Source organism: Mannheimia haemolytica, assembly GCA_900638155.1.
Taxonomy (GTDB): domain Bacteria; phylum Pseudomonadota; class Gammaproteobacteria; order Enterobacterales; family Pasteurellaceae; genus Mannheimia; species Mannheimia glucosida.
The window spans coordinates 1,672,666-1,698,725 of record LR134495.1 but is presented as its reverse complement, the minus strand read 5'-3'; the positions used below and the strand labels follow the sequence as shown (position 1 = coordinate 1,698,725).

At 41.1% G+C, this 26,060-nt stretch carries 21 protein-coding genes and 1 other RNA gene; 8 read left to right on the top strand and 14 right to left on the bottom strand.

Translation table 11 applies throughout. The features are described from left to right. Positions 1 to 52: 52 nt before the first annotated feature. The 8 genes from bamA to pckA all read right to left on the bottom strand — a co-directional run bounded on the left by bamA (position 53) and on the right by pckA (position 9,332). Positions 53 to 2,434 (bottom strand): outer membrane protein assembly factor BamA, encoded by a 2,382-nt coding sequence (gene bamA / locus EL242_RS08365; RefSeq protein ID WP_126302212.1) that lies wholly within the window; start codon positions 2,432 to 2,434, stop codon positions 53 to 55. Positions 2,435 to 2,548: 114 nt separating this feature from the next. Further along, positions 2,549 to 3,859 (bottom strand): RIP metalloprotease RseP, encoded by a 1,311-nt coding sequence (rseP, locus tag EL242_RS08360; RefSeq protein WP_126302211.1) that lies wholly within the window; start codon positions 3,857 to 3,859, stop codon positions 2,549 to 2,551. 3 nt (positions 3,860 to 3,862) lie between these two features. Continuing rightward, the gene (locus EL242_RS08355) at positions 3,863 to 4,732 is read right to left on the bottom strand and encodes a phosphatidate cytidylyltransferase (protein ID WP_126302210.1); all 870 of its coding nucleotides are present in this window, start codon (positions 4,730 to 4,732) and stop codon (positions 3,863 to 3,865) included. 23 nt (positions 4,733 to 4,755) lie between these two features. Further along, positions 4,756 to 5,469 (bottom strand): polyprenyl diphosphate synthase, encoded by a 714-nt coding sequence (gene uppS / locus EL242_RS08350; protein WP_126302209.1) that lies wholly within the window; start codon positions 5,467 to 5,469, stop codon positions 4,756 to 4,758. Between the two features lie 158 nt (positions 5,470 to 5,627). Beyond that, positions 5,628 to 6,335: a hydroxyacylglutathione hydrolase gene (gloB, locus tag EL242_RS08345; RefSeq protein ID WP_126302737.1), complete on the bottom strand. Its 708-nt coding sequence runs from the start codon at positions 6,333 to 6,335 to the stop codon at positions 5,628 to 5,630. Positions 6,336 to 6,376: 41 nt separating this feature from the next. Then, an RNA gene (gene ffs, locus EL242_RS08340) (signal recognition particle sRNA small type) lies at positions 6,377 to 6,474 on the bottom strand. Between the two features lie 155 nt (positions 6,475 to 6,629). Then, positions 6,630 to 7,631, bottom strand: coding sequence for a biotin synthase BioB (bioB, locus tag EL242_RS08335; RefSeq protein WP_126302208.1), 1,002 nt, complete (start codon positions 7,629 to 7,631; stop codon positions 6,630 to 6,632). A 93-nt stretch (positions 7,632 to 7,724) separates the two neighbouring features. Beyond that, positions 7,725 to 9,332, bottom strand: a complete 1,608-nt coding sequence (gene pckA / locus EL242_RS08330; protein ID WP_126302207.1) for a phosphoenolpyruvate carboxykinase (ATP) — start codon at positions 9,330 to 9,332, stop codon at positions 7,725 to 7,727. Positions 9,333 to 9,606: 274 nt separating this feature from the next. On the opposite strand from pckA, the gene ftsB reads away from it, so the two are divergent. Genes ftsB through ispF form a run of 3 tightly spaced genes read left to right on the top strand, consistent with a single transcriptional unit; the run spans position 9,607 to position 11,067 of the window. Beyond that, positions 9,607 to 9,885 carry a cell division protein FtsB gene (ftsB, locus tag EL242_RS08325; RefSeq protein WP_006248439.1) on the top strand — a complete coding sequence of 93 codons (279 nt, stop codon included), beginning with the start codon at positions 9,607 to 9,609 and terminating at the stop codon, positions 9,883 to 9,885. Positions 9,886 to 9,902: 17 nt separating this feature from the next. Continuing rightward, positions 9,903 to 10,586, top strand: coding sequence for a 2-C-methyl-D-erythritol 4-phosphate cytidylyltransferase (ispD, locus tag EL242_RS08320; protein WP_126302206.1), 684 nt, complete (start codon positions 9,903 to 9,905; stop codon positions 10,584 to 10,586). Between the two features lies 1 nt (position 10,587). Continuing rightward, positions 10,588 to 11,067 carry a 2-C-methyl-D-erythritol 2,4-cyclodiphosphate synthase gene (gene ispF / locus EL242_RS08315; protein ID WP_126302205.1) on the top strand — a complete coding sequence of 160 codons (480 nt, stop codon included), beginning with the start codon at positions 10,588 to 10,590 and terminating at the stop codon, positions 11,065 to 11,067. 115 nt (positions 11,068 to 11,182) lie between these two features. Here the strand turns inward: ispF and EL242_RS08310 are convergent, their stop codons facing one another. From EL242_RS08310 to EL242_RS08300, 3 genes are all read right to left on the bottom strand, one after another. Next, positions 11,183 to 12,040, bottom strand: coding sequence for a TPM domain-containing protein (locus EL242_RS08310; protein ID WP_126302204.1), 858 nt, complete (start codon positions 12,038 to 12,040; stop codon positions 11,183 to 11,185). Next, a complete protein-coding gene (locus EL242_RS08305) occupies positions 12,037 to 12,495 on the bottom strand; it encodes a TPM domain-containing protein (RefSeq protein WP_126302203.1) in 459 nt (152 codons plus the stop codon). Before EL242_RS08305 ends, EL242_RS08310 begins: the two co-directional genes overlap by 4 nt. An 81-nt stretch (positions 12,496 to 12,576) precedes the next feature. Next, positions 12,577 to 13,161, bottom strand: coding sequence for a LemA family protein (locus tag EL242_RS08300; RefSeq protein ID WP_006251323.1), 585 nt, complete (start codon positions 13,159 to 13,161; stop codon positions 12,577 to 12,579). A 172-nt stretch (positions 13,162 to 13,333) separates the two neighbouring features. Between EL242_RS08300 and rarD the strand changes: the two genes are divergently transcribed. Then, positions 13,334 to 14,197, top strand: a complete 864-nt coding sequence (rarD, locus tag EL242_RS08295) for an EamA family transporter RarD (protein WP_126302202.1) — start codon at positions 13,334 to 13,336, stop codon at positions 14,195 to 14,197. Between the two features lie 328 nt (positions 14,198 to 14,525). Here the strand turns inward: rarD and EL242_RS08285 are convergent, their stop codons facing one another. From EL242_RS08285 to fruB, 3 genes are read right to left on the bottom strand one after another with little or no spacing between them, the layout of a single operon-like run. Then, complete coding sequence (locus EL242_RS08285) at positions 14,526 to 16,181, bottom strand: fructose-specific PTS transporter subunit EIIC (protein ID WP_126302201.1); 1,656 nt, start codon at positions 16,179 to 16,181, stop codon at positions 14,526 to 14,528. Positions 16,182 to 16,206: 25 nt separating this feature from the next. Beyond that, positions 16,207 to 17,151: a 1-phosphofructokinase gene (gene fruK, locus EL242_RS08280; protein WP_126302200.1), complete on the bottom strand. Its 945-nt coding sequence runs from the start codon at positions 17,149 to 17,151 to the stop codon at positions 16,207 to 16,209. Positions 17,152 to 17,164: 13 nt separating this feature from the next. Continuing rightward, on the bottom strand, positions 17,165 to 18,643 hold the full coding sequence (gene fruB / locus EL242_RS08275) for a fused PTS fructose transporter subunit IIA/HPr protein (RefSeq protein ID WP_126302199.1): 1,479 nt from the start codon (positions 18,641 to 18,643) through the stop codon (positions 17,165 to 17,167). 287 nt (positions 18,644 to 18,930) lie between these two features. Between fruB and glgB the strand changes: the two genes are divergently transcribed. The 4 genes from glgB (at position 18,931) to glgA (ending at position 26,049) form a co-directional block, all read left to right on the top strand. Continuing rightward, the gene (gene glgB, locus EL242_RS08270; protein WP_126302198.1) at positions 18,931 to 21,153 is read left to right on the top strand and encodes a 1,4-alpha-glucan branching protein GlgB; all 2,223 of its coding nucleotides are present in this window, start codon (positions 18,931 to 18,933) and stop codon (positions 21,151 to 21,153) included. A gap of 18 nt (positions 21,154 to 21,171) precedes the next feature. Next, a complete protein-coding gene (gene glgX, locus EL242_RS08265) occupies positions 21,172 to 23,184 on the top strand; it encodes a glycogen debranching protein GlgX (protein ID WP_126302197.1) in 2,013 nt (670 codons plus the stop codon). Further along, a complete protein-coding gene (gene glgC, locus EL242_RS08260) occupies positions 23,177 to 24,490 on the top strand; it encodes a glucose-1-phosphate adenylyltransferase (RefSeq protein ID WP_006248929.1) in 1,314 nt (437 codons plus the stop codon). The genes glgX and glgC overlap by 8 nt, the downstream gene beginning before the upstream one ends. A 122-nt stretch (positions 24,491 to 24,612) precedes the next feature. Next, positions 24,613 to 26,049, top strand: a complete 1,437-nt coding sequence (gene glgA, locus EL242_RS08255) for a glycogen synthase GlgA (protein WP_126302196.1) — start codon at positions 24,613 to 24,615, stop codon at positions 26,047 to 26,049. Positions 26,050 to 26,060: the final 11 nt, after the last annotated feature.

Sequence of the window (26,060 nt, the reverse complement as noted above, 5' to 3'; positions counted from 1 at the left end):
AATAAGCGGCTAAGTTGCAAATTTTTTACATTTATTAACCGCTTGTGGTTAATTAGAATGAACTACCAATGTTGAACTGGAATTGTTCAATATCATCATTATCATATTTACGAATTGGTTTCGCATAAGAGAATGATAATGGCCCGATTGGAGACATCCATTGGAATGCAATACCGGCGGAAGCACGGAAACGTTTGAAATCACCATAGTCAGGCAAGTTCGTATATTCATCTTTCTTCCATTTTGTATTCCATGCACTTGCAGCATCAACAAAGAGAGAGGTTCTTACATTGTGCTGATATTTTTCGCTCACAAATGGCGTTGGTGTGATTAATTCCAAGCTTGCCGCAGCTAACGCATTACCACCGATAATATCATTATTCATGCTATCAAATTTGCCGGATTTTGTATTATAGTAAATCGCTTGAGGCCCTACTGCACCGTAAGAGAAACCTCTTAGTGTACCAATACCTCCGGCAGTATAAAGCTGATAGAACGGAACTTCTTTACCACCAAATCCATTAGTATAAGCAATGCTAGCTTTCGTTGAAATTACCCATTTGTGCTCACGGTTTAACGGGTAATAATTTCTAAAGTCTGCACTGACTCGGTAATATTTATTATCAGAGCCAGGAATTGTGATTTTACCGCCAATGTTTGCGGTAGTTCCTTCAGTCGGGAAATAGCCTCTATTCAAGCTGTTGTAGTTCCAACCGAGAGAAAAATCAAAATCGTCCGCTTTGATTTTTTTGTAATAATCGGCAGCTGGATCGAACTCAAAGTTCATTGATTTTACATATTTTTCTCGAGTATATTCTCGAGCCGCATTTTTTATTTTATCGTGTGTGTAACCTAAGCCTAAATAATAGGAGTTATTTTCATTAACAGGGAAGCCAAGAGTTCCGTTAATACCATAGGTTTGGCGCTTATATGACGCTACGGAATCATTGTCTGAGTTATCATAATCTTCATAGAAAATATTACCGCCTAAACTTACACCATCTTTAGTAAAGTAAGGTTCGGTATAGCCTAAGTTAACGCTGGTACCATAGTCATTACGGGTACCATTTAGACTGATAGTTGACCCCATGCCTAAGAAATTGTCTTGTTTAATTCCTGCTTGATAGCTGATACCGCTTTCCGTGCCGTAACCGATACCAAAGTTAATACTACCGGTATTGCGTTCTTTAATTTTATACACTACATCAACTTGATCGGCTGTACCTTCTACATTTGGCATTGACATATCAACACTTTCATAGAAACCGGTTCTTTCTAAACGAGCTTTACCTAGAGAAGCTTTGTTTGTGGAAAGCCAAGCACCTTCTTGTTGGCGCATTTCACGACGTAATGTTGAATCTGCAGTGACATCATTACCTTCAAAACGGATTTTACGAACATAAATACGACGACCGGCATCCACAACAAAACTGATTTTTACGGTTTTATTTTCTTCATTAAATTGAGGATAAATGTCTACTTTAGCTGAACCATAACCTGCGTCCCCTAAAATAGATTTAATTTCTTCCTCAATTTGAGTAAGGTTTGATTTACGGAATAATTGACCTGGTTTGAATTCTTTTAGTAGGGCGTTGAGCTTGCTATCCATATTGGCTGTATTGCCGATAATTCGCATTTCACTAATATTATACTGTGAGCCTTCATCTAATTTATAGGTTAATGCAACTTCCGTTTTATTATCATTGAATTGAACATCGGTATCTTGGATAGCAAATTTTGCATAGCCACGATTTAAATAGAAGTCTCTTAATGTTTCTAAGTCTTTTTGATAGGTGGTTTGTTCAAATTTGCTACTTTCAAAAATATTCCACCAAGAAACATCAGGCTGAATATCTAAGTTTTCTAATAATTTTTTATCAGAGAAGGCATTATTACCTTCAAACTTAATTGTTTTGGCTTTAGCGACTTCACCTTCATTAATCACTAATTTAATATTAACGCCACCCTCTGTGTTATGCACGACAGATGTGTCAATTTTGGCTTCATAACGACCGGTAGAGTGATAATGTTCAATTAGCCCTTCTTTAAAAGCCTCAAGTTTGGCAGCATCAAAAATTTCACCTTGGTTAATTAAGTTTGCTTTCAAATTTTGCTCTAAAGCATCTTTAGGAATCGCTTGGTTACCCTCGATCTCTACCTTGCCAATAATAGGTTTTTCTGCGACTTTGATTACAAGCGTATTGCCTTCTCGTGTTGCACGAACATCTGCAAAACGTTGTTGGCTGAATAGATGGCGGACGACATTAGATACATCAGTATCTGTCGCTGTTTGGCCTACTCTGACTGGAATAGATGAAATGATAGCTTCACCTGTTGTAGGTTGCACACCTTCAACACGAATGTCTTTTACTACGAAAGGTGCAGCAACTACACCGTTTGCAATTAAAAGAGAGGAAAGTAATAATTTTTTCATTGAAATTATCCTATGATCGTTTTGCAATATTATTAATAATATAGTTTAAATCCAAATTATGGATTTTGATGTATGGGTGCTTTTTGCAAAAAAGTCACCTTTTTTAACCGCTTGTTAAAAGTGAATTATATCGTTGGCAAAGGCGAATAACATTAGACTCAGCACGAATGCAAATCCAATTTGTTGGAATCTGAGTTGTACTTTTTCTGATAATGCTTTTCCACGAATTGCTTCAACAGCCAATAAAACAAGTTGCCCACCATCTAAGGGTAAAAGTGGAAATAAGTTCATTACCCCCAAATTGACACTGATTAGAGCCATAAAACTTAGGTAATAAACTAAGCCGATTTCAGCTGTTGCACCGGCTCCTTTTGCCATTGAAATTGGCCCACCTAAATTTTTAATGGACAAATCACCGCTTATTAAATTACCGATAAATTGGAGTATGGTTTGGGTAAGAGACCACACTTTTTCAATACTTTTATAAAATGCGGTAAGAATATCATATTTTAATTCGGTACGATATTTATCTGCAAGAGGCTCATAACTTGGTATTACTCCGATAATATAGCGTTCGTCTTTTTTTTCTGGTTGGACGACAAGGTCTTTAATCTGACCTCGTTGTTCAATTTTAAGTTCAATAGGTTTACCTGCTTGTACCAGTTCAACTAAATTGAACCAATTAAATGGCTGCTGGTTAATTTGAAGAATACGATCACCTGCTTGAATACCCACTTGGCTTGCAGGAGAATTTTCGACAATTTGTTTAATTTCAGCGGTGACTTTTGCACTTTTGGGGCGAATACCTAATGCGGTTAATGGATTTTCTTTCGCAGTGTCAATATTCCAGTTAGACAAATCGAGTTCATATTTTTGTGTTGAGTTGCCGTTGATATTTCCCTCTAACGGTACATTTTTATTGCCCACAAAACCAACTAGTGCTAAAGATGCACTTTCCCAATCTTGGATAGATTGATGACCGATTTTTGTAATTTCCAATTCGGTAGGAATTTTTGCTTGGGAGGCGATAGTGTTTGGTAAAATTTCCCCAATAACAGGTTTAACAGTTGGAATACCAGCAATAAAAACGACCCAGTATGCCAAAATCGCAAAAATAAAATTTGCAGCAGGACCGGCTATAATAATAAATGCACGTCGCAATACAGATTTTGTTTTAAGAGCTTGTTGAGCTGGAGCGTTGATATCCGTTTCACCATTCCACATTTGTACATAGCCGCCCAGAGGAATAAGTGAAAAAACAAATTCGGTTCCTTGTTTATCTTTTTTCTTAAATAAGACTTTACCAAATCCGATCGAAAAACGGATCACCTTCACCCCACATTTGCGAGCAGCCCAAAAGTGTCCATATTCGTGAACAAAAACCAGTACGCAAATTAAAATAAAAAATGCAATGATGGAAGTCATATTCTATAGTACAAAAAAGAAGAATGTGGCAAAAAATGGAACTGCAGCAGTTAAACTATCAATACGATCTAAAATACCACCGTGACCGGGGATAAGTTGGCTACTGTCTTTAATGCCTGCTTGGCGTTTAAACATACTTTCTGCAAGGTCGCCTAATACTGAAATAGCAACTGTTGCGATTGAAACTAAAATAAATGGCATTGTTGATAGTGCTTTGCCGAACACATTTGCAGGAGTAAGTTGTAAAAAGACAAAGGCAATCACGCCTGAGGTAAGGACACCGCCAATCACCCCCTCCCACGATTTACCCGGAGACACTTTTGGAGCAAGTTTACGTTTTCCAAAAGCTCTACCAACGAAATAAGCACCGGAATCAGCCCCCCAAACTAATAAGCAAACATAGAGGAATAAATAAGTACCTTGGTATGGATCAAGTGCATAATTATGGAAACGCAATGCGAGCGTGCCAATTAAAAACGGCACTAAGGTAGCAAGTCCAAATAGGAATTTAGCTGCAACAGATTTTTCCCACAGTTTTGCCGAGTTGGGGTAAGTTGCCACTAGGACAAGGGCAATTAACCACCAAATACAGCCAATAAAGAGGATAGGGGTAGTCTCATCAGTAATAAAACGGGTTGCTCGGATATAATCAGTATTCGCAACGATTGCAAAAAGTAATAAGCAGATTGTCACCATTGCCACAATTGCACGCGGCACAGGGCGTTTAAAGCCGGCAAATTGAGCCCATTCCCACATTGCTGCCACAACAATTGCCGATAACACTAAAGTTAAAGGAAGTGGTGAGAGCCAAAATATGGCAGCCAGCACGGCAATAATCATAATAATCGCTGAAAGTACACGTTCTTTAAGCATTGTATTTCCTTATTCTTTTTATATTAACAACCACCGAATCGGCGTTCACGTTGCTGATAAGCATAAATTGCATCACTAAAAGCCTCATCATTAAAATCAGGCCATAAAACCGGGCTAAAAAACAGCTCGGCATAAGCAATTTGCCATAATAGAAAATTGCTGATCCGCTGCTCGCCACTGGTTCGAATTAATAAATCCACTTGCGGCTGGTTTTCTGTCACTAAATGTTGTTGAAATAATGCGGGTGTAATCTGCTCCACAGCAAGTTGTTCAGATTTAACTTGTACTGCTAGTTGTTGAGCAGCTTGAACAATATCCCAGTAACCACCATAGTTGGCAGCAATGTTTAAGATTAACCCGGTATTGTTTTCGGTTAATTTTTCCGATTCGGCAATGCGTTTTTGTAAATTTTCGCTAAAGGCGGATTTATCGCCAATAATCTTTAAGCGAATATTATTTTTATGTAATTTTTTAACTTCAGAATCTAAAGCTTTCATAAACAGAGACATTAAAGCTGAAACTTCAGTTTCTGGTCTGCTCCAATTCTCACTGCTAAATGCGTAGAGGGTTAAAACTTGGATATGATGCTTTGCTGCAAAACTAACGGCAGAACGAACTGCCTTTACACCATTCTGATGACCAAAAATGCGTAATTTTCCTTTCTGCTTAGCCCATCTGCCATTGCCATCCATAATAATGGCAACGTGCTTAGGCATATTTTGAGGATCGAGGTTCACAGAATTTTACTCACTAAAATAATAAATTAAGCTAAAAATAGTCGTAACTATACCATAGGATAAGCCAGAGTGGAATTGACAAGCAATGTTTGCAAAGGTTTTATTTAACCAAAAAGCATTAAAGTGAGAGGCTTTAATGCTTAATTAGAAATATGAGGTTAAAAATTGTCTTTTTGCTGACGAAGTGCAATAAATTCGGCTAAATCGACCGCTTGCATAAACGGGTTCACCTGCATTTCCAAGCCAATAGTGGTTGGCAAAGTCGGTTTGTTTTGCGAACGTAAAAGATCAACCTGTTCTTGATATTCTGCCAATATACAGCTTGGAGGTAGAACTGCTTCGACAAATTTCAAATTACTTTGGGTGTATTCGTGAGCGGGGTAGACTTGAGTGGAATTAGGTAGTTGTTTAAAGCGTTGTAACGCATCAAATTGCGCTTGGTAATCCCTAGTAAAAACCCTGCCACAGCCACCAGAAAAAAGTGAATCCCCGCAGAATAGGTAATCATACCCAAACAAATAGCTAATATGCCCTGCAGTATGCCCCGCACTTTCAAGAATGTTTACGTCATAATCAAATAATTTAAGCTGTTGATCCGGTGATATAATAACGGTAGCAAATTTTGCGACTTCTTTCGGACCGTAAACCGGAATATTTGGGTAGCGTTTTGCTATGTTAGGCACACCATCAGTATGGTCGTGATGATTATGGGTAAGCAAGATAGCGGTCAAATTTAGCGAATTTTTTGCAATAAAATCAAATACAGGTTGTGATTCAGCCGGATCCACGATAATCAGATTGTTGTGTTGTTGGATTGCCCAAATGTAATTATCACTTAAGGCTGGAATTGGGGTAATCTGGAGCATCATTTTCTCCTGATAAATAGGGATTAAATAAAAAGGGTGGGGCGTTACCAGCAACCCTCGGCACACAGAAATTTCAACCCAGACTGCTTTCTTCCGAACCTGATCAAGTAAGCTGAACACCATTGCGAGGAACCAATAACGCCCCATCGAATTACGCAAGCTTGCGTAAGACCTCACATTATAGATAAATTTTAAAATAAGACAAGAACGAATTTGACAAGCGGTTATTTTATGTTAGAAATTTGCGTAAAATAACGCTTGATTCTTTAATTTTCAGGCAAAAATCATTGGCACTCAGGCTACATATTGTAGCGGATATAAATCTAATTTATCCATTAATTGGCGATCATGATCTTCTTCCGGATTTTCTGTAGTAAGTAATTTATCGCCATAGAAAATCGAATTTGCTCCAGCCATAAAACAGAGGGCTTGCATTGCTTCCGGCATAGTAGTTCTGCCAGCAGAAAGTCGGACAAAGCTTTGAGGCATAGTAATTCTTGCTACCGCAATGGTACGAACAAATTCTGTCCAGTCTAAATCTTCGGCATTGGTAAGCGGTGTACCTTCTACTTTAATCAACTGATTAATCGGTACGCTTTCAGGTTGAGGATCGAGGTTAGCGAGGCTTGCAATTAGGCCTGCTCGCTCGGGGCGGGTTTCGTTCATTCCCACAATACCGCCACAGCAAACTTTCAAGCCGGCATTGCGAACTTTACCTAAAGTGGCCATTCGATCTTCGTGATTGCGGGTATGTATAATTTTGTTATAACGTTCAGGATCGGTATCTAAATTATGGTTGTAGTAATCCAGCCCTGCTTGCTTTAATTCTTCTGCCATTCCCTCTTCAAGCATACCGAAAGTACCACAGGTTTCTAGCCCCAATGATTTCACCGCATTGATGATTTCTGAGACTACTTTAATATCTTTAGGCTTAGGTCCTCGCCACGCAGCCCCCATACAAAAGCGGCTTGCTCCACGCTCTTTGGCAATTTTAGCTTTTTCTACAATCGTCTCTACATCAAGCATTGTTTGCTTTTCTATGCCTGTATCATAGCGGGCAGATTGGGGGCAATATTCGCAATCTTCCGGACAGCCTCCTGTTTTAATTGAGAGTAACGTTGAAAGCTGGATCGCATTAGCATCAAAATTTTCACGATGAATTTGTGCCGCCCTAAACACTAAATCCATAAACGGTAAGTCAAACAGTTCTTCTACTTGGCATTTCCGCCAATATTGTGCCGTTGGGTGTGGGGTAAGCTCATCTTTGGCTTTCAGCCTTAATTGGAATGTTGTCATTATTTGTGCTTCTCCTTTATACAAAAGGACTAAACCTCATTCAAGGTTTAGTCCTAAACTAATTTTTTAGCGATTATAACTTATAATTACAACTTATAACTTCGGACCAGCAGCAATTAATGCTTTGCCTTCCTCGTTGGTCGCATATTTTTCAAAGTTTTTCACAAATCTGCCAGCTAAATCTTCTGCTTTAGCTTGCCATTGTGCTTTGTCTTCATAAGTGTTACGAGGGTCTAAAATGTGGGTTTCTACACCCGGTAACGCAGTTGGAATGGCTAAATTGAAGATTGGTAATGTACTCATTTCCGCTTTCTCAATTGAGCCGTCTAAGATGGCATCAATAATACCCCGTGTATCTTTAATCGAAATACGTTTACCTGTGCCGTTCCAACCGGTATTCACTAAATAGGCTTCCGCACCGGCTGCTTCCATACGTTTCACTAACACTTCAGCATATTGTGTCGGGTGGAGTGATAAGAACGCCGCACCGAAACAAGCAGAGAAAGTTGGGGTTGGCTCAGTAATACCACGCTCTGTACCTGCTAATTTTGCGGTAAAGCCTGATAAGAAGTAGTATTTAGTTTGTTCAGGCGTTAATTTAGACACCGGTGGCAATACGCCGAATGCATCTGCCGTTAAGAAAATCACTTTTTTAGCGTGTCCTGCTTTTGACGGCACGGCAATATTATCAATATGATAAATCGGATAGCTCACACGGGTATTTTCTGTTTTTGATTTATCATCAAAATCAATAGTGCCATCTTCACGCACCACCACGTTTTCTAATAACGCATCACGACGGATTGCACGGTAAATATCCGGCTCGTTTTCAATAGAAAGGTTGATGGTTTTCGCATAGCAACCACCTTCATAGTTAAATACGCCGTTTTCGTCCCAACCGTGTTCATCGTCACCAATCAATTTGCGTTTCGGATCGGTTGATAGTGTCGTTTTACCGGTTCCTGATAAACCAAAGAAAACCGCCACATCACCTTCTTCGCCCACATTGGCTGAACAGTGCATTGAAGCGACACCTTTTAATGGTAAGAAGTAGTTCATCATAGAGAACATACCTTTTTTCATCTCACCACCGTACCAAGTACCGCCAATGATCTGAACACCTTCTGTGATATTAAATGCCACAAAGTTTTCTGAATTTAAGCCTTGCTCTTTCCAGTTCGGGTTAGTTACTTGGGAACCGTTCATTACCACAAAATCCGGTTTGAAATCTTTTAATTCTTCTTCTGTAGGGCGAATAAACATATTTTTTACAAAGTGAGCTTGCCACGCAACTTGGGTAATAATACGCACATTGATGCGATGCTCAGGGCTTGCACCACAGAAAGCATCAATAATAAATAAACGCTTATTAGATAACTCATCGGTCACTAAGGTTTTTAAACTTTGCCAAGTAGATTGAGTCATCGGTTTATTATCATTTTTAGCTGCATCAGATGTCCACCAGACAGTATCTTTTGTCGTTTCATCTAATACGATATATTTATCTTTCGGCGAACGCCCCGTGAAAATGCCGGTATCTACCGCTACTGCGCCTAAATTTGTTAGGACGCCTTTTTCATAACCTTTAAGATCCGGTTTCATCTCTTCTTCAAACAGTTGCTCATAGCTCGGGTTACGCACGATTTCTTTTACATTTGTAATGCCTAAGTCTGCAAGTTCTTGTTCAATACGATTTAACATAGTGGTTACCTCATAATAGTTATAAATTTAAAACTGGACTGATTATACGAGAATTAAAAAATAAAAAATGTTACATACTTCAAATTTTTGACATTTAGTTTAAAAAAATCGCTTTAAAATACGCATTTGTTTGTTTTATATCAATTTTTCGAATACATTTAGCACTATCCATCGCCTGTTTAAATCACAAGCGGTAAGATTTTTAGAATTTTTTGCAAATTCAAGGTAAAATCAACCCGCTTAGTTCATTACTATTTCATATAAGAGAAAATAAATGCGTTTATTAATTACTTTTTTTGCTCTATTACTCGGCTTTTTTCAATATAGCTTTTGGTTTGGAAAAAATGGTTGGAGTGATTATCAAGAAGTGCAAGAAGAAATTGCTTTATTAAAAGTAGAAAACACAAAGCTTACTTCACGCAATAAACTAATTGAAGCCGAAATTTACGATTTAAAGAACGGCGTAGATGCACTTGAAGAGAGAGCAAGACTTGAACGAGAAATGGTAAAAGAGAACGAGATGTTCTACCGAATTGTACCAAAAAACAAATAATACATAATTGATATATTATGAAGCGAAAAATTATTGCAGTAATTCCGGCGTCAGGAGTTGGTAGCCGGATGCAAGCAGAAAAACCAAAACAATATTTACTATTAAAGGGTAAGACTATCCTAGAACATACAGTGTCTATTTTTCTTGAACACCCTCATGTTGAAAAAGTGATTGTAGCGGTGGCAAGAAAAGACCCTTTTTATTCCACATTGGAACTCCTAAAATCCCCTAAGATCCAACTTGTTTTTGGAGGGGAAACGAGAGCAGATTCAGTGCTAAATGCCTTACAGGAAATCAACACTGAAAATGCTTGGGCATTAGTTCACGATGCGGCTCGCCCTTGCCTCAAGCGGTCAGATTTAGATAAACTTTTGCAAATTAACGATCCGCAAGGTGGCATTCTCGCCATTCCAGTGGTAGATACGATGAAAAGAGCAAACGGCACGAAAATCGCACACACAGAAGATCGCTCAACCTTATGGCACGCTTTAACCCCACAATTTTTTCCTGCTCAAGCATTAAAACAAGCATTATCCTCCGCTTTTGCCAATAAGCTTCAGGTAACAGACGAAGCATCTGCAATGGAGCTTGCAGGCTACCAGCCACAATTGGTTTCAGGTAGAAGTGATAATATCAAAATCACTCGCCCTGAAGATTTAGCCTTAGCGGAATTTTACCTTACACATAATTTGGAGAACTAAAATGATACGTATTGGACACGGTTTTGATGTTCACGCTTTTGGCGAAGATAGACCACTGATGATTGCTGGGGTTGAAGTGCCTTATCACACAGGCTTCATTGCGCATAGTGACGGAGATGTAGCGCTGCACGCTTTAACAGATGCGTTGCTTGGCGCAGCAGCTTTAGGTGATATCGGCAAATTATTCCCTGATACTGATATGCAATACAAAAATGCCGATAGTCGTGGTTTGTTGATTGAAGCTTACCGACAAGTGCAAGAATTGGGCTATCAAGTCGGTAACGTCGATGTAACCATTATTGCTCAAGCTCCGAAGATGCGACCACATATTGATAAAATGCGTCAGATTATCGCAGGCGATTTGGAATGCGATATTTCACAGGTAAATGTAAAAGCCACTACAACAGAAAAATTAGGGTTTACCGGGCGAGGTGAAGGCATAGCTTGTGAAGCCGTAGCATTGTTACTAAAAAGGGCATAGCTTAGAGAAGTGAGGAAGCGGTCTTATTTTCACTAGCCTTTTGGGGTGTTTAGCGAAAAATACGCAATTTTTTCGAGAAATATGACCGCTTGTATTGTTTTAAATTTGGCGGAAACTACCAGCTCCCTCCGGCTCCACCACCGCCTGATGAACCACCGCCGAAGCTGTCGCCACTGCCTCTGCTTCCGCCAAAACCACCACCGAAGCCTCCGCCAAATCCGCCTGAGCCACCACCAAAGCCACCTCCGAGACCACCGCCAAAGCCTCCACCTCTGCGTTGGCTTTCTCTTAGTATTTGTCCTAGTTGATCCATTGAACCAGGGCTAATATAGGTGCTGTTTCCTCGTGGGCGGAAAATCAGGAAAATCACAATGCCGGCAAACAAGAAAAAGAGTAAGCCGTCTATGTCATCAAATTCTTGCATTTCTTCGCCATAACTTGCATAAGGGGCATATTCCCCGTTAATGGCCGCCATAATGGCAGATAAGCCACGAGCGATACCGGCTGCATATTGCTCTTGTTTGAAGAATGGCGTGATGTCATTGCGGATAATGCTCGATGCAATCGCATCAGGCAATGCGCCTTCAAGTCCACGTCCGGTGGCGATAAAGAGTTTGCGATCATTTTTGGCAATTAATAACAGTACACCATTGTTTTCGTTGTTTTTGCTCCGCCCGATCCCCCATTTGTTAAACAAGGTGTGAGCATAGGTTGAAACTGCTTCGCCTTCCGTACTTGGGACGATTACGACGGCAATTTGCGAACTCGTTTTGGCACGGTTGGCAATTAAGGCATCTTCTAATGTCCGCCATTCTTGTTGGCTTAAGGTGTTTTTGGTGTAATCCGTAATGTAATAAAACGGATTTGGCGGTTCAGGGTAGGTTACCGCTGTGGCATTTAGGCTAAACAGAGCCAAGCACACCAATAACAAGCGGTTGAAAATAGATGGAAATTTGCAAAGGGATTTCATCATTTGACTACCACCTCGTTTGAAAGCTCGTTTTTATCATCAGCCTGATAAGGGAAATGGTGAGCGAGCGGAGCTTCTACCATTTTGATTGCATCGCAAATGGCTTGGGTGTAATCGCTCTTTTGGCAATCTAGGCACATAGTAGCATAGATTTTTTGCCAAAAATCATTATCGACTTTTTGATGAATGCCTTCATCGCCAATAATGGCAGCGTAGTGAGGTTTGAACGAAAGGTAGATCAACACACCGTTACGTTCAGCCGTTTCACGCATTTTTAATTCATCGAAAAGCTCGCTTGCTCGCAACATAGCGGCGTTGTCGGTTTTGCCGATTTTGGCTTTTCGTTCCACCACCACACGCAATTCGGCAGAGGTTTTTTGCTCTAAATCGGCAATCGCCTGTTCAATGCGTTGCGTATCTATCGGTAATTTGTTGGAGAGAAAAGAAAATAATCCCATTTGTTCCCCTTAAAAAGAAAGCAATAAGCACCGAATTTGAAAGAGCTTATTGCTTTTAATATGAATAAATTGAAACTAAAATTAGTTGAAGTTTACGGTTGGTGCTTTATCAGAACCTGCTTCAGATTTAAATTGCGGTTTTGCTTTAAAGCCCATAATCATTGCTGCTAATTTGGTTGGGAATTCACGCACTTGTTTGTTGTACTCTTTCACTTTTTCGTTAAAGTTATTGCGTTCAACGTTAATGCGATTTTCCGTGCCTTCTAATTGAGCTTGCAGATTTAAAAACGCTTCGTGAGCTTTTAATTCAGGGTATTTCTCAACTGAAACCAATAAGCGTGAAAGAGCAGAGTTTACGCCTTGTTGTGCTTCTTGGAATTTAGCCATTTGCTCTTCGGTGGCATTACTTGGGTCAATCGTTACCGCTGTTGCTTTTGCACGAGCTTCAATCACAGAGGTTAAGGTTTCTTTCTCAAAGTTAGCCTGACCTTTTACGGTATTCACTAAGTTTGGAATTAAATCCGCACGGCGTTGGTAAGCCGATTCAACATTTCCCCATACGGAGTTGATGTCTTCTTCTGCACGCATTAAATCGTTGTATTTTGTTAAAGAATAACCACCAACAGCAAGCACGGCGATCAGTAAAATCCAAAAAATCTTTTTCATTATGAAGTCCTATAAATAAAAGAGTGAAAAATTGGGAGCATTGTATCGGGAAAAATCGAATATAGCTAGCTTACTTACAAATTTTTTCATACTATGGGGCGTAGTTAAGATTTGTAAATTTTTGTTCAAAGTCAACCGCTTGTTGTTTGATTGTTGATAAGAGGAAAGCCAAATGCTCAAAGGAATTTTAGCTTCGCTTGCAGCCAATGTACTGTTTGGAGCAGTTTACTATTTTGCGATATTGCTTCGCCCGTTAGAGGGAGAGGCGATGTTCGGTTTTCGGATAGTGGTAGTCATTCCGTTTATTTTGCTCGCGATTATATTGTTTAAACAGCAATCGGCTTTTGCTGACCTTTTGCAAAAAATTCGACAAAATCCACCGCTTGCATTCGTCATTTTGCTTCTTGCACTCAACACCGGTGTACAGCTTTGGCTGTTTTTATGGGCACCGAATCACGGGCAAGCGTTACAGGTGTCGCTCGGTTACTTGCTTTTGCCGATTGTGGCGGTAGCATTAGGTAAAATAGTGTTCAAAGAGCATTTTACCCGCCTGAAATGGCTTTCTTTGCTTTTTGCGGTAATCGGTGTTGGCAGCAGTGTGTTTTTTAGCGGCACGATTTCGTGGGCGACTTGGGTAGCTGGGCTAGGCTACCCGCTTTATATTACCCTTCGCCGTTATTTTCAAATCAACACGTTAGCTACTTTTTTTGTGGAATTGTTATTGGTGTTACCCGTTGCACTTTATTACCTCAGCCAAGTAGAAATGACGCCAATCGTGGCTGAAAATCCGCAAATTTATTGCTACCTCGCATTGCTTGGTGTGGTAAGCGGTAGTGCCTTTATTCTCTACATTGCTTCCAGCAATTTATTACCGGTTAATGTGTTAGGCTTGCTAGGCTATGTTGAGCCACTGGTGATGTTGCTGATTTCTTTTGCCATCGGCGAAAAACTCGATGCCAATTCCTATATTTTGATGATCTGCCTGCTGATTTCAATTGGGTTACTGAGTTGGGATAGTTTTCGTAGAAAGGTGTGATAATTAAGGAAAAATAAACCGCTTGTAGAACAAGCGGTTTAAAGATTATTTGACCGATTTCAATAGACCGGCTTTTTTTGCTCGCTGATAGGCTTGCTTAAAAGCGATTAAACCCTCTTGTTTTAAACGAACGGAAACTGGAGGTTGTTGATTCATTTTAGATTTCCTTTTGGTGTAATTAAAATGAAACAATCTTGATTAACGCCCAAGGGATAAACCGCTTGGAAAGATTGCATAAAATCACTTCGTTGCACACACATACGCTGATACATTCGTTATCTATGTGATATAAAAAACGGAGCATTTCGCTCCGTTTTTTGTTCGTAAATTATTCCGCTTTTTGTTTGATAGCGGCATAGACTACGCCGGTGACTAATGAGCCGATGGCAATAGCAGCTAAGTACATTAACGGTTGTGAAACGAATGGAATCACGAATAAACCGCCGTGTGGGGCTTGTAAGGTAATGCCTAGTGCCATTGAAATTGCACCGGCGGTTGCACCGCCTAAGATTGAGCTGGCAATTACACGCACAGGGTCTGCCGCCACGAACGGTAATGCCCCTTCTGAAATAAAGCATAAACCTAACACGAATGAAGCTTTACCTGCATCACGTTGGTTAGTGTTGAATTTGCTGCGAGCAATCAGGGTCGCAATCGCCATACCAATTGGTGGAACCATACCTGCCGCCATCACCGCTGCCATTGGCATATATTGTTGTGAAGCAATTAAACCCACACCAAAGGTATAAGCCGCTTTATTCACCGGACCACCCATATCGGTACACATCATCGCACCGAGAATAATACCTAAAATAATTGCATTGGTTTGCCCCATTGTGTTTAACCATTCCACTAAGGCATCCATTAATGCTTTCACCGGTGGGTTGATGACATAAATCATCAGTAAGCCGACAATCGCTGAGCCTAAGAGTGGTAAAATCAAAATAGGTTTAAGTGAGGTTAAACTTGCCGGTAGCTGAATTGCACCATTTAAGAATTTTACGGTATAACCAGCTAAGAAACCGGCTACGATACCACCTAAAATCCCTGCTCCTGCGGTGGTGGCAAGCATACCGCCGATAAGACCGACTGCTAACCCCGGACGGTCTGCAATTGAGAACGCTACATAGCCAGCGAATACTGCAATCATTAAGTGGAATGCCGCACCGCCACCAATATCCATTAAGGCTTTCGGTAAACCACCTGCGATAGTTTCATCTTTGAAGGCTTCAATCCCGAACATAAATGAGATCGCGATTAATAAGCCACCTGCTACCACCAGCGGTAACATATGTGATACACCGGTCATCAAGTGTTTATATAACCCTTTTTTCTCAGAAGTTGGAGCTTCAGCATTATCCGCTTTTGCCACACCACCTTCGTAAATTTTCGCTTGAGCAAAGGCTTTTTCAAACTCTTGAGCAGTTTTCTTCAACGCTAAACCGGTTGAGGTGCGATACATCGGTTTGCCTTTGAATTTTTCCAAATCAACGTCAATATCGGCAGCCACGAAGACTAAATCTGCTGCAGCAACTTCTTCGGCAGAAATTGGATTACCTGCACCTACTTGACCACGGGTTTCAACCTTGATGTTCCAACCCTGTGCTTTGGCATAGTTTTCAATCGCCTCTGCAGACATAAAAGTATGAGCCACGCCAGTTGGGCAAGCGGTAACAGCAACGATATTTTTCACACCAGATGAAACCGTAGTGGTGGCGGTAGCATTTGCAAAAGTTTGTGCATTTTCGACCGCTTGTTTGAGACTGGCTTCAGGTTGAGCAAAGGCTTGTTCTAAGTCCAAAATTGCCCCTTGCTTGCCGGCAGCTTCTTGTGGAATTGCGTTATCGAATAACACCACAAAATCAGCTTGGTTTGCCGCCACAACATTGTGTCCTTGTTGCTTGGCAGCGGCAGATAACATTTCATTCACTAAGAAACGGCGTGCGTTGCCTAGTGTTTGAGGAAATACAAAAGAAATATTCATATTGGTTTGTTCCTTTGATTGAGGTTTAATGATTTTCTGAAATCACGGTAATATCGGTTTGTTTAATAATATCGTCTAACGCCGCACGGTCTGCGATCCCAACGTTACTTTGAGCAACGGCTAGGGCAGATGTGGCGGAGGCAAAACGCAAGGTTTGCTCTTTGCTCCAACCTTGAGATAAGCCGTAAATCAAGCCGGCAACCATTGAATCACCTGCACCTACCGTGCTAACTACGTTTTCACAACGTGGCGGACGAGCTTGTAATACGCCTTCTTGATTGAGCCAAAGAGAGCCTTTTTCGCCCATTGATATAATTACATTTTCAATACCACGGGAACGTAATTGTTCAGCTGCACTAATAATCTCTTCGATTGAGTTGAGTGAATGCCCGACCAGCACTTCCAGCTCTCGGCGGTTTGGTTTCACTAACCAAGGGTGAGCGGTTAAGCCAGCGGTGAGTGCCGCATTGCTGGTATCTAACACCACTTTTAAGCCTTGGCGGTGTAAAGATTCCAACCAAGAAGCAAATTTTTCCGGCGTTACACCACGAGGAAGCGAGCCACACACTGCAACTAAATCAAATTTGCTTTGCCATTGGCTGGATTGAATCACAAAATTATCCCAATCGTTTTCCGAAATTTCAAAGCCGAGGAAGTTCAGATCGGTCACATCGGCTTCGGTTTCGGTAATTTTAACGTTAATGCGAGTTTTGCCTTGAATACGGTAAAACTCATCAGTGAGATCGTTTTGTTTGAAAGCAGTAACGAAGTCGCCTTGATTCTCCTCGCCTAAAAAACCAGTTACAGAAAGTTTTGTGCCTAAGTCAGCTAAAACTTTAGCAACGTTAATACCTTTGCCGGCAGGGTATAAACCAAGAGTTTCTACGGTGTTCACTTCGCCGATTTCAATACGTTGAAGTTTGCCGACTAAATCAAAGGCGGGGTTGAGGGTAACGGTTGCAATACGCATAATGATTCCTCATTTATTCGCCTAAACCGGCTTCAATGGCAGCTCCGATAGCCGCTAGTGCTACTTCGACATCATCACCGGTTGCGACAAAGCGTAGCGTCGTGCCTTTGGTTACGCCAAGGGCAACAATTTTCATTAGGCTTTTGGCACTTACAAGCGGTGAATTTTTATCAACATTTTGCACTTCAATTTTGGCGTTGAATTTTTTTACTTCATTCACCAACACAGCACTTGGTCGAGCGTGTAAACCATGTTCGTTTTTGATTACAAAGGTGGCTTCTTTCGTATTGGCATCGGTAGCAGTCGCAGTTTCTTCCGCAGGAATTGCTGAAATAGCAATGCTTTCAATCGTATCCTCCACAGCCGGGACAAATGAAACACTTTCGCCTAAGCCGTTAATAATTGCTTGTTGTAATGCCTCAATCGCTTGTTGAGCGTCTTCGCCCTCTGCTACAAAGCGTAAACGATGCCCTTGGCTCGCCCCTAACGCTACCACTTTCATTGCACTTTTCGCACTTGCCGGTGCGGTGTTGCGGTCTAAATTTTCTACGCTGATTTTCGAGGAGAAAGGTTTTACGGTTTGTACTAACACCGCAGCAGGGCGAGCGTGTAAGCCGTTGTCGTTACGAATAGTGAATGTACCAATCACTTGGTTGCCACTCGCTTCGGCATTGGTTACAGGGGTTGAAGTTACGCTTTCGCCTTTTAATAAACCAAGCATTTGTTCCGCAGAGAAATGAGCAAACTGGCTTCTCACCTCTGATTTCAATAATTGAGCTAATAATGGTTGCAGAGCATTGTCGGTTTCTGCCACCGTTAATAGAGTTTGACCTTGCGTATTACGGGCAATAGCGACCCCGTTAGCTTGGTTACCTTTGGCGGAATCCACCACAAATAGATTATTGCCTAAATGTAATGCTTTGTTGGCAACCACATCGCTGATGAATGCTTGGGAAACATAGCCTTGCTCTTGTAGTTTGGCTGCGTTAATGGCTGATAAAGTGATAAGGCTTGAAGACTCTACATTCAAAGAAATCAGCTCTGGAGATAAGGTAGGAAGGTTTTTCTTACCGCTTAATACGGCAATAAATTCATCTAAATTTTGCGTTTTCGCTAATGTAGCTGCGGCATCTTCATCACTTAATACAGTGGTGAGTTGACGGAGTAAGGTTAAGTGTTCGTCCGATTTAGCCGCAATCCCGATAACTACATAAGCAGTGTTGCCTTCGCCCCATTCCACGCCTTGCGGAAGTTGGATAATTTGCACGCCGGTTTCTTTGACTAAATCACGGGTATCAAGCGTGCCGTGGGGAATAGCAATTCCGTTACCTAAAAAAGTAGAGGTTTGGGTTTCACGATTAAGCATACCGACTTCATAGCCGGCTGCTACATTGCCCTTGGCGACTAATTCGGCGGCAACAAAACGGATAACTTCTTCTTTGTTGCTTGCTGAACCATTTAAACGGATGTTTTTTGCCGATAAATTAAGCATTTTAGCTCCTTGGATTTAAAGTTGATTTTTAAACTGTAATGTTATGGTTAGTTTACTCTATATTTTGCTAAACCGTTATAGCCAACTAAAAATATCCATAAAAATGTTTCAAAATGTGATCTATGTCACAAAATTTAAGGTTTGATGATTTAAACTAAAGATTAAAACGATTTTATTTTGTGATTTAGCTCAAAAAATGGCGTAAATCCACTTCTTTTATTTCTATTTAGTGATAGAGTGAGAACTATTGAAATTTAAGTATTAAACGCTTTAAGCAAGGAGTGCCGATGCAAGACTATACTTATTCTGAAAAAGATGCTTCTTTTGTTGAGCGACTTTCTTCGGGTTCTTGTAATGATCCTTTCTCCTACCTAGGTATTCACCCTAGCAATAACGGCGTTATTATTAGGGTATTTCTTCCTTCTGCCATAGCTTGCCAAGTGATCGATTTAAACGGAAAGCCTGTGTCATCAATGCTAAAAATTGATGATAGAGGCTTTTTTATTGCAGAACTGATTGGTAAAAAAACAGATTTTTCTTACCGCTTGTTGGTGGAATACCCTGATTCAACGGTGGATATTGAAGACCCTTACCGTTTTAAAACCCACATTCAAGAGCTGGATAACTGGCTGTTTGCTGAGGGAAAACAACTTCGCCCGTACGAAAAATTAGGCGCACATTTAGTCACACAAAATGAAGTTGGGGGCGTGCATTTTAGCGTCTGGGCGCCGAACGCTCAGCGGGTTTCCGTGGTTGGGGATTTCAACCACTGGAACGGCTTGGTGCATTCAATGCGATTCCACCCCGATTCCGGCATTTGGGATATTTTCCTGCCGAATGTGAAAAAAGGGGTTTGCTATAAATTTGAAGTGTTGGATCGAAACGGCGTGCTACGGTTGAAATCCGACCCTTACGCCTTCGCCTCCCAATTCCGCCCAGAAACAGCCTCTATTGTTTCCGGCTTGCCAAGCATTGTGCCAGCCGAGAAAACCTGCCGTAATGCGAATGCTCCCGATAAACCGATTTCCATTTATGAAGTGCATTTAGGCTCTTGGCGACGCAATATTGAAAATAATTATTGGCTTAGCTATGAAGAGCTTGCCGATGAACTCATTCCTTATGTGAAAGATATGGGCTTTACCCATATTGAATTGCTGCCTATTTCCGAATTTCCGTTTGATGGCTCTTGGGGTTATCAAACCACCGGTATTTATTCGCCAACCAGCCGTTTTGGTACGCCTGAGGGCTTGAGCTACTTTATCCAAAAAGCTCACGATAAAGGCATTGGTGTGATTCTTGACTGGGTAGTGGGGCATTTTCCGGTAGATGAACACGGCTTGGTTTATTTTGACGGCACCCATCTCTACGAACATTCCGATCCGAAAGAGGGCTACCACAAAGATTGGAACACCTTAATTTTTAACTACGGCAGAAATGAGGTGAACAATTATTTGTCTGGTAATGCACTTTATTGGATCGAACGTTTTGGTATTGATGCGTTGCGGGTGGATGCGGTGGCATCAATGATTTATCGAGACTATTCACGTTCAGACGGTGAGTGGATTCCAAATAAATATGGCGGACGTGAGAACTTAGAGGCAATCGACTTCTTACGTCATACCAATAATATTTTGAGAGATGAAAGCCAAGGTGGTGCGAGCATTGCAGAGGAGTCTACCTCTTTTGCCGGCGTGTCGCACCCGACCGAACAAGACGGTTTAGGTTTTAATTACAAGTGGAACATGGGCTGGATGAACGACACTTTACGCTATATGCAGAAAGATCCGATTTACCGCCGCTATCACCACAATTTAATGACCTTTGGTATGACCTACCAATACAGCGAACAGTTTGTTCTACCGCTTTCACACGATGAAGTCGTTCACGGCAAAGGTTCATTACTGAATAAAATGCCGGGGGATTGCTGGCAAAAATTTGCGAACTTGCGAGCCTATTATGGCTATATGTGGGGCTATCCGGGCAAAAAATTACTCTTTATGGGCAATGAATTTGCACAAGGTAAAGAGTGGAATTTTGCCGAGAGCTTAGATTGGTATTTACTCGGGGAAGAAGGGGGCGAATGGCATAAAGGCGTGTTGGGTTGGGTAAAAGCCCTTAACCATTTATACACCCAAACCCCTGCACTGTTTGAGCAAGATTACAATCCTGAAGGTTTTGAGTGGTTAGTGGTGGACGATCACGATAATTCGGTGTTTGCTTTTGAGCGTAAAGCCAAAAATGGCGATTCGGTGATTGTGGTGAGTAATTTCACCCCGATTGTGCGTGAAAATTACCGTTTTGGAGTGAATGAATTATCGGAATATCAAGAAATTCTTAATTCTGATTTAGCTTGCTATTGCGGTAGTAATATCAGCAATGCAAACCGATTTGCCAGTGAGTTGGTCGCATCGCACGGTAAAGCCTACTCCTTGAGCATTACTTTGCCACCACTATCGACTATCTTCCTCAAAAGAGCCGCAGACAAAAAAACAAAACAAAACATAACTTAAAGAAACATAAAAAATAATATGCACTATTTTAGAGGTAAGCCTTTTCCTTTAGGCAGTAAACTTGATAGACAAGCGGGCGAATTTGGTACAAATTTTGCAATTTTTTCGCAAAATGCAACCGCTATTGAGTTATGTCTTTTTGATGAAAATCACCACGAAACCAGTATTCCGATGTTTTCTTCCGGAGATACTTGGCACATTTTTGTAGCAGGTGTACAGGCTGGTACAAAATATGGCTACAGGGTGAAAGGCATACAAGATGAACAAGCCGGTTTGTTATTTAATCCGCAAAAATTATTGACTGATCCTTACGCTAAAGCGATTGAAGGGAAGCCGGATTTAAGTAGTGCAGAGGCAGCCGCTTGGTATAAATGGAACGATGAGCGGGATAATGCCTCTCTTGCACCTAAGTCTATCGTGATTGATGAGCATTTTGATTGGGAAAATGATAGCCAGTTATTCACTCCTTGGGCAGAGACTATTATTTATGAAATGCAGGTGAAAGGTTTTAGTCAGCGGAACTTGCAGATTCCAAGCGACATTCGAGGCACTTTTGCCGGTTTGGCTCACCCTGTTTCGATAGAATATTTAAAAACCTTAGGAATAACCGCAGTAGAACTTCTACCTATCACTTACCATATTGATGAAACCCATTTGCAGAAACAGGGGCTTGTGAATTATTGGGGCTATAATGTATTAGGCAATTTTGCCGTTGAACCGAACTTAGCCGCAGATAAGCAAAATCCGCTCAAAGAGTTTAAACAGCTCGTAAAAACCTTACATCAAGCTCATATTGAAGTGATTCTGGATATTGTGTTTAACCACACGGCTGAAAGTGATAAAAGTGGGCCGATGCTGAGCTTTAGAGGCATTGACAATACAGCTTATTGGCTAGATAAAAAGGGCGAATACGAAAATTGGACAGGCTGTGGCAATACTTTAAATTTGAGCAATCCTTATATACTTCGATGGGCAATCGATTGCTTAACCTATTGGGTGGAGGAGTGCCATATTGATGGATTCCGCTTTGATCTTGCCTCAATTCTAGGTAGAACACCTAGTTTTTCTGAAAAAGCAGATTTTTTCACAGCGCTTAAAAGCCATTCTAAATTAACACATATTAAGTTGATTGCTGAGCCTTGGGATATTGGTGCAGAAGGTTATCAATTAGGGCAATTCCCTGAGCCTTTTTATCAGTGGAACGATCGTTATCGTGATGATATACGCCGTTTTTGGCTACAAAACCAAGGTGATTGGGGGCTTTTTGCACGGCGATTGGCCGGAAGTGATGATGTGTTTGCTAAATATTCTGTTTCAAAAAGTATCAATTTCATTACGGCACACGATGGGTTTACGTTACAAGATCTCACCAGCTATCAGCAAAAACATAATTGGGCAAATGGTGAACAAAACCGAGACGGGCATAACAGCAACTATAGCAATAACCACGGTGTTGAAGGGCAAACAGCTGATGAATTGGTAAAAAAACAGCGAGAAATCACCGCTTGTAGTTTGCTCTCTACTCTCTTTTTATCTGCAGGTGTGCCGATGCTTTTAGCCGGTGATGAAATCGGGCATAGCCAGCTGGGTAACAATAATAGTTACTGCCAAGATAATGAGATCACTTGGCTAGATTGGGAAAATATAAACCACACACGACTGGATTATGTTCGTAGTTTAATTCGGTTACGTAAAAAAATTGCTTTGCTTTCCCAGCAAAATAGTTGGTGGCACGAGGATTCAGTACAATGGCTGAATCCTACTGCTCAACCAATGAATATTGATGATTGGCATAATCAACATAATGGGCTTGCCGTTTTATTACAGCAAGAATGGCTGCTTTTATTCAATGCTAATCGACAACCTCAATCGTTTTTACTGCCACAAGGCAACTGGAAAGTTGTGTTGGAGCAGGCTCAAGGTACTTTGATGACAGACACGCAAGCGGTTACGCTCAATAATATGGGTGTATGCGTACTTCAAAAAAGTGATGTAATGTTCGCTAATAAATTGGAGACACAATATGCTTAACCAAGAATCAACGGCTCTTGTTGCAAGACAAGATTTAACCAACGATACCTTAGTATTAATTCTTGCAGGAGGACGAGGCTCCCGCCTATACGAATTAACCGATAAACGTGCAAAACCAGCAGTCTATTTCGGTGGAAGTCGCCGTATTATTGATTTTGCGTTATCAAATTGTATTAACTCGAATTTATTAAAAATCGGGGTGATTACCCAATATGCAGCACACTCTTTGTTGCGCCATTTACAACGTGGTTGGTCATTTTTACCTTATGAACGTAACCAATATATTGATATGTTACCGGCACGCCAACAGTTAGATGAAAACACTTGGTATCGTGGTACAGCGGATGCGGTGTATCAAAATATGGCGATGATGAAATCGCACTACAGACCAAAATATGTGGTGATTTTAGCAGGGGATCATATCTATAAAATGGACTACACCCAAATGTTGAAAGATCACGTCGATCAAGGGGCGAAATGTACTGTAGGCTGTATTGAAGTGCCTCGCTCGCAAGCAACAGAGTTTGGGGTAATGGCGGTGAATGAAAAACTAAAAGTGAAAGAGTTCGTAGAAAAACCGGCCGATCCACCTGCAATGCCGGGAAAACCGGATTCTTCGCTCGCATCAATGGGGATTTATGTATTTAATGCAGATTATCTCTATGAAATGCTGGAAAAAGAAGCCTCTACACCAGGAACCTCACATGATTTCGGTAAAGATATTATTCCAAAAGCAGTAGAGCAAGGTGTGCTATATGCCCACCCATTTGAACGTTCTTGTAAAGGGCGTAATGCCAGTGGGGCAATTTACTGGCGAGATGTTGGGACGATTGACAGCTACTGGGCTGCCCATATGGATTTAGTGTCTGAAGATCCGGAATTAGATTTATATGATGAATCTTGGCCGATTCACGGTCGTCCGCAACAAACCGCACCGGCACGTTTTTTCTATAATCGTGCACGGGCCAGAACCTTAGATAACTCTCTGATTGCCGGTGGTTGTGTGATTACCGATGCAGAAATCAGTAATTCGGTCTTATTTAACCGTGTTCACGTTGAAGCGGAGTCGGTGATTGAACACACAGTGATTTTACCGCAGGTGACTATCGGTAAAAATTGCGTGATTAAGCGCGCTGTGATTGACAGACATTGTGTAATTCCTGATGGCTTAGAAATTGGCGTAAATGCCGAAGAAGATGCGAAACGTTTTCGTGTCAGCAAAAATGGCATTGTATTAGTGACACAGTCAATGTTAGATAAATTAGCGGGAAAAGAAGCTAATTCGGATATTAAATATACAATTTAGTAAGAGATGATATAATGCTTCGAGTTTGTCATTTGAGGTCGCAGGCTCGAAGTATTGTTATGATTAAAGCGCTTCAAGCGGTCTTATTTTTCAACTATTTTACACATAGAAAACGGTTAAAAATGAAAGTTTTACATATTTGCTCTGAAATGTACCCTTTAATTAAAACAGGCGGTTTAGCTGATGTAATGGGGGCATTGCCATTTGCGCAACAGCAAGCTGGTAATGATGTCAGAGTGTTAATTCCTTATTACCCGAAAGTCGCGCAAACTTTAGGGGAAACGGTAGAAGTTGCTACTATCGGCACTTTTGCCGGAACAGTCTCTGTCCGATTTGCTTATTTTAATGGCTTAGGCGTTTACGTTATCGATGCGCCTCATTTATTTATGCGTGATGGTAACCCTTACCACGACAGCAATTATCAAGACTATCCGGATAACTATAAACGCTTTGCTTTATTAGGTTACATTGGGGCGCAATTAGCCCAAGGTTTGGATCATTGGTGGGGAACCGCTCAAGTTTTACACGCACACGATTGGCAAGCAGGGCTTGCTTGTGCCTATCTTAAAAGTTGGGGAAGCAATGTAAAAACGCTCTTCACTATTCATAATATTGCCTATATCGGGCGCTTTAATGCCTTCCATTTAGCAGAGCTTGGCTTACCTTGGGAATTTTTCCACGCCGAAGGCTTAGAATTTTACGGTGAAATTTCTTACCTCAAAGCAGGTTTGTATTTTGCTGATCGCATTACCACCGTTAGCCCAACCTACGCCCGTGAAATTACCGAAGAAATTGCCGGTGCAGGCTTGCATGGTTTACTGGCAACCCGTCAATATCAAGGCAGACTGCGTGGTATTTTAAACGGGGTAGATGCTGAAGTGTGGAATCCTGAAACGGATACGCATATTGTAGCGAATTACCGAGCGAACTATATGCACGGTAAAGCTAAAAACAAAGCGGAACTTCAACGAATTTTTGGTTTGCCGGAAGACAAAGAAGCATTGTTGATGGTAATGGTCACTCGCCTCACTGAACAGAAAGGGGCGGATTTCTTATTAGCGAACATTGATACACTAATGCAACATAATGTACAAATTATCGTGTTGGGCAGCGGTTCGCCTGATTTGGAAAATGCACTACGCTATTTCCAACACAAATACCCAAATCAAATTGGCATACGAATTGGCTATGATGAAGCTTTATCGCACCAAATTATTGCCGGTGGTGATCTGATTTTAGTGCCGAGTCGTTTCGAGCCGTGCGGATTAACTCAACTTTACGGGCTGAAATATGGCACTTTACCGCTGGTTCGCCGTACCGGTGGCTTAGCTGATACGGTGGTAGATAGCCATAAAGAGAGCATTGAAAACCGCAGTGCCACCGGATTTGTATTTGATTACCCAGATGCACCTGCGTTTTTAGAGGCAGCTATGCGGGCAATCAGCTTATGGCAGAAACAAAAATTGTGGTCGAGCGTTCGCCAGAATGCCCTTGCTCAAGATTTTGGTTGGGCAAAAGTGGCAGAACAGTACCAAAATTTATACCACGAAATTATTTAATTTGTATTCAC